This window comes from Ruegeria sp. A4 (assembly GCF_056543025.1).
Window position 1 is genome coordinate 1 of record NZ_JBQGAW010000027.1, and the last position, 832, is coordinate 832.

Consider the following 832-nt stretch of genomic DNA (forward strand, 5'->3'; position numbering starts at 1 on the left):
GGTCAGGACCCATAACCAGTAAATTACGGTTGCCGCGAGTGCGATGGCTGATAGGAAGACCTTGGGACAACGGTCATAGCGTGTCGCCACGCGCCTCCAATCCCTAAGCCTGCCAAACATAATCTCAATGCGGTTTCGCCGCTTGTATCTGCGCTTGTCGTACTCGACAGGCGTCTTTCGCTGCTTTCGCCCGGGGGTGCAGACGCGTATCCCTTTGTCTTTCAACGCTTCTCGAAACCAGTCGGCGTCATAACCACGATCCCCGAGAAGCCAATTCACGTTTGGTATGCTGCTGAGCAGAGCCCGAGCACCGATTTATTCACTGATTTGCCCGGCCGTAACGAACAGGTTGAACGGGCGACCCTCGCTATCACAGATAGCATGCAGCTTGGTATTCATGCCGCCCTTGGTTCTACCGATCAGTCGGCCACGCCCCCTTTTTGCGGCCATACTGGTGGCAATGCAGTGTGCTCTTAGATAGGTCGCGTCAATCATGACTGTCGTCTCTTCGCCATGCTGGGCGGCCAGACCAGACATGATCCGTGCGAAGATGCCTTTCTCGCTCCAACGCGTCCATCGGCTGTTAAGCGTTTTGTGCGGTCCGTAAGCTTCCGGGGCATCTCACCAGCGCAAACAATTGCGATTGATGAAGATAATCCCGCTCAAAACCCTTTTGTCATCAACCCGGGGCTTGCTGTGCGACTTCGGGAAAAATGGGACAAGCTTCGCCATCTGTGCGTCGGTTCGTCAATAAAGATCGCTCATGTCTCCGCTCCGTTCTGGGAGCCGTGAGTCACGCAGCGCAGCTAAAATCAATGCATCCTGAGCCTAG

1 pseudogene is annotated in these 832 nt (G+C 55.0%); it reads right to left on the bottom strand.

Annotated elements, in window-relative coordinates:
- Window positions 1–732, bottom strand: a pseudogene (locus ACR0E2_RS20670) (IS5 family transposase); the annotation flags it as partial.
- Window positions 733–832 lie beyond the last annotated feature (100 nt).